This window comes from Serratia sp. 506_PEND, from assembly GCF_001076875.1.
Lineage (GTDB): Bacteria > Pseudomonadota > Gammaproteobacteria > Enterobacterales > Enterobacteriaceae > Serratia > Serratia marcescens.
Genome location: NZ_JVEL01000192.1, coordinates 1 through 3,991, shown reverse-complemented (window position 1 = coordinate 3,991; position 3,991 = coordinate 1). Strand labels below are relative to the sequence as shown.

Genomic DNA, 3,991 nt, shown 5'->3' with positions numbered 1-3,991 from the left:
CTGCATGAACATGGGCACCCTCAGCGGCGCGCCGAAAGTGCGGGCGATGCAGCTGATCGCCGCCTCCGAAGGCACGCGCCGCGGCAGCTACGGCGGCGCGGTGGGCTACTTCACCGCCACCGGCGATCTGGATACCTGCATCGTCATTCGCTCCGCCTACGTTGAAGACGGCATCGCCACCGTGCAAGCCGGTGCCGGCGTGGTGCTGGATTCCGTCCCGCAGGCGGAAGCCGACGAAACCCGTAATAAAGCCCGTGCCGTGCTGCGCGCCATCGCCACTGCGCACCATGCCAAGGAGGTGTTCTGATGGCCGATATCCTGCTGCTCGACAACGTCGATTCCTTTACCTACAACCTGGTCGATCAGCTGCGCGCCAGCGGCCACCAGGTGGTGATTTACCGTAACCAGATCGCCGCCGAGGTGATCATCGAACGCCTGGAGCACATGACCCAGCCGGTGCTGATGCTGTCGCCCGGCCCCGGCACGCCGTCCGAAGCGGGCTGCATGCCGGAACTGCTGCAACGCCTGCGCGGCCGGCTGCCGATCATCGGCATCTGCCTCGGGCACCAGGCGATCGTCGAAGCCTATGGCGGCCAGGTCGGCCAGGCGGGCGAGATCCTGCACGGCAAAGCCTCGGCGATCGCTCACGATGGCGAAGGCATGTTCGCCGGCATGGCCAACCCGCTGCCGGTGGCGCGCTACCACTCTCTGGTCGGCAGCAACATCCCGGCCGATCTCACCGTCAACGCCCGCTTCGGCGAAATGGTGATGGCGGTGCGCGACGACCGTCGCCGCGTGTGCGGCTTCCAGTTCCACCCGGAATCGATTCTGACCACCCACGGCGCGCGCCTGCTCGAGCAGACCCTGGCTTGGGCGCTGGCGAAGTAATATAAGGAACACGACGATGCAACCTATTCTTGAGAAACTGTACCGCGCCGAGTCGATGAGCCAGCAGGAAAGCCAACAGCTGTTCAGCGCCATCGTGCGCGGCGAGCTGGAGCCGAGCCAACTGGCGGCGGCGTTGATCAGCATGAAAGTCCGCGGCGAGCGCCCGGAAGAGATCGCCGGCGCCGCCAAAGCGCTGTTGGACGACGCTCAACCGTTCCCGCGCCCTGACTATCTGTTCGCCGATATCGTCGGCACCGGCGGCGACGGCACCAACAGCATCAATATTTCCACCGCCAGCGCCTTCGTGGCGGCGGCGTGCGGCGCGAAGATCGCCAAACACGGCAACCGCAGCGTTTCCAGCCGTTCCGGCTCTTCGGATCTGCTGGCGGCGTTCGGCATCCGCCTGGATCTGCCGGCGGAAGAAGCGCGCAAGGCGCTGGACGATCTCGGCGTGTGTTTCCTGTTCGCGCCGCAGTACCATACCGGCTTTCGTCACGCCATGCCGGTGCGCCAGCAGTTGAAGACCCGCACGCTGTTCAACGTGCTGGGCCCGCTGATCAACCCGGCGCGCCCGCCGCTGGCGCTGATCGGCGTTTACAGCCCGGAACTGGTGCTGCCGATTGCCGAAACCCTGCGCGTGCTGGGTTATCAGCGTGCGGCGGTGGTTCACGGCGGCGGCATGGACGAGGTGGCGATCCACGCTCCGACGCACGTAGCGGAATTGAACAACGGCGAAATCAGCAGCTACCAGCTCACGCCGCAGTCCTTCGGATTGGAAACCTATCCGCTGGAAGCCTTGCTGGGCGGCACGCCGGAAGAAAACCGTGACATTTTGGCGCGGCTGTTACAAGGTAAAGGCGAGCCGGCGCACGCCGCGGCGGTCGCGGCCAACGTCGCGTTGCTTCTGAAGTTATTCGGACATGAAGACCTGCGCCAAAATGCGCGGCAGGCACTGGATATGATCAACAGCGGGCAGGCCTATGAGCGTGTCATCGCACTGGCGGCAAGAGGATAAATGATGCAGGAAACCGTGCTACACAAGATTGTCCGCGACAAAGCGCAATGGATCGCGGCGCGACAACAGCAACAGCCCCTGGCCGGCTTTCAGAACGACATCGTACCGAGCGAACGCAGCTTTTATCACGCGCTGCAAGGCACCCGGACGGCTTTCATTCTCGAATGCAAGAAGGCCTCGCCTTCCAAAGGGCTGATTCGCGAAAACTTTGATCCGGTGGAGATCGCCACGGTGTATAAAGATTTCGCCTCGGCGATCTCGGTGCTGACCGACGAGAAATACTTCCAGGGCAGCTTCGATTTCCTGCCGCTGGTCAGTAAAACCGTCAGCCAACCGGTGTTGTGCAAAGACTTTATCATCGATCCGTATCAGATTTACCTGGCGCGCTACTATCAGGCCGATGCCATCCTGCTGATGCTGTCGGTGTTGACCGACGACCAGTATCGCCAGCTGGCGGCGGTGGCCCACAGCCTGAATATGGGCGTGCTGACCGAAGTGATCAGTGAAGAAGAGCTGCAGCGCGCGATCGCGCTGGAAGCGCGCGTGGTCGGCATCAATAATCGCGATCTGCGCGATCTGAGCATCGATCTGGACCGCACTCGCCAACTGGCGCCGCGCGTGCCGCATGGCGTGACGGTGATCAGCGAGTCAGGCATCAACAACTATGGGCAGATCCGCGAGCTGAGCCATTACGCCAACGGTTTCCTGATCGGCAGCGCGCTGATGTCTGAACCCGATCTGCGCGCCGCCGTGCGCCGCGTGATCCTGGGCGCCAACAAAGTGTGCGGCCTGACCCGTCCGCAGGACGCCGCCGCCGCGTATCAGGCCGGCGCCATCTACGGCGGGCTGATTTTCGTCGGCCGTTCGCCGCGCTATGTGGACATCACCCGCGCCCGCGAAGTGATTTCCGGCGCGCCGCTGAAGTACGTCGGCGTATTCTGCGACGCCCAGGTCGAGACCGTGGCGTTGACCGTTGAGCGCCTCGGTCTGCACGCGGTGCAACTGCACGGCGCGGAAGACCAGGCCTATATCAGCGCCCTGCGCGCCCGCTTGCCGGCCAATTGCCGCATCTGGAAAGCGCTGAGCGTGAAAGATCGGGTGCCGGCGCGCGATCTGCAGCATGTCGATCGCTACCTGCTCGACAACGGCGCCGGCGGCACCGGCCAACGCTTCGACTGGTCGGTATTGCAAGGCGAAGATCTGACTAACGTGATGCTGGCGGGCGGCCTGCGCGCCGACAACTGCGTCGAAGCGGCCAAGCTCGGCTGCGCCGGGCTGGACTTCAACTCCGGCGTGGAAAGCGAACCGGGCATCAAAGATCCCGCGCGCCTGGCCTCGGTCTTCCAGACCCTGCGCGCCTACTGAATACGGCTCTATATTAATAACGGATAATAACGGGAACTCTCATGACGCTGCTTAACCCCTACTTCGGCGAATTTGGTGGCCAATACGTGCCGCAAATTCTGATGCCGGCCCTGAAACAACTGGAAGAAGCCTTTGTCAGCGCCCAGCGCGATCCGGAATTTCAGGCGGAATTTATCGATCTGTTGAAGAACTACGCGGGCCGCCCGACGGCGCTGACGCTGTGCAAAAACCTCACCGCCGGCAGCAACACCAAGCTTTATCTGAAGCGTGAAGATCTGCTGCACGGCGGCGCGCACAAGACCAACCAGGTGCTGGGCCAGGCGTTGCTGGCCAAGCGCATGGGCAAAACCGAGATCATCGCAGAAACCGGCGCAGGCCAACACGGCGTCGCGTCGGCGCTGGCCTGCGCGCTGCTCGGCCTCAAATGCCGTATCTATATGGGCGCCAAAGACGTCGAGCGCCAGTCGCCGAACGTGTTCCGCATGCGGCTGATGGGCGCGGAAGTGATCCCGGTGCACAGCGGCTCCGCCACCCTGAAAGACGCCTGCAACGAAGCGTTGCGCGACTGGTCCGGCAGCTATGAAACCGCGCACTACATGCTCGGCACCGCCGCCGGCCCGCATCCGTACCCGACTATCGTGCGTGAATTCCAGCGCATGATCGGCGAAGAAACCAAAGCGCAGGTGCTGGAGCGCGAAGGCCGTCTGCCGGATGCGGTCATCG

3 protein-coding genes and 1 pseudogene are annotated in these 3,991 nt (G+C 63.4%); all 4 read left to right on the top strand.

Annotation, left to right across the window (positions count from 1 at the left end; genetic code table 11):
- Positions 1 to 307 (top strand): chorismate-binding protein (locus ADK28_RS04645; protein ID WP_193392116.1); only part of this gene is annotated, 307 nt, incomplete at its 5' end.
- Positions 307 to 1,903 (top strand): annotated as a pseudogene (trpD, locus tag ADK28_RS32865) (bifunctional anthranilate synthase glutamate amidotransferase component TrpG/anthranilate phosphoribosyltransferase TrpD). The gene ADK28_RS04645 and the pseudogene trpD, both read left to right, overlap by 1 nt.
- A gap of 3 nt (positions 1,904 to 1,906) precedes the next feature.
- Positions 1,907 to 3,268: a bifunctional indole-3-glycerol-phosphate synthase TrpC/phosphoribosylanthranilate isomerase TrpF gene (trpCF, locus tag ADK28_RS04630; protein WP_193392117.1), complete on the top strand. Its 1,362-nt coding sequence runs from the start codon at positions 1,907 to 1,909 to the stop codon at positions 3,266 to 3,268.
- 41 nt (positions 3,269 to 3,309) lie between these two features.
- Positions 3,310 to 3,991: pyridoxal-phosphate dependent enzyme (locus ADK28_RS04625; RefSeq protein WP_048795015.1), on the top strand; the 682-nt coding region annotated here is incomplete at its 3' end.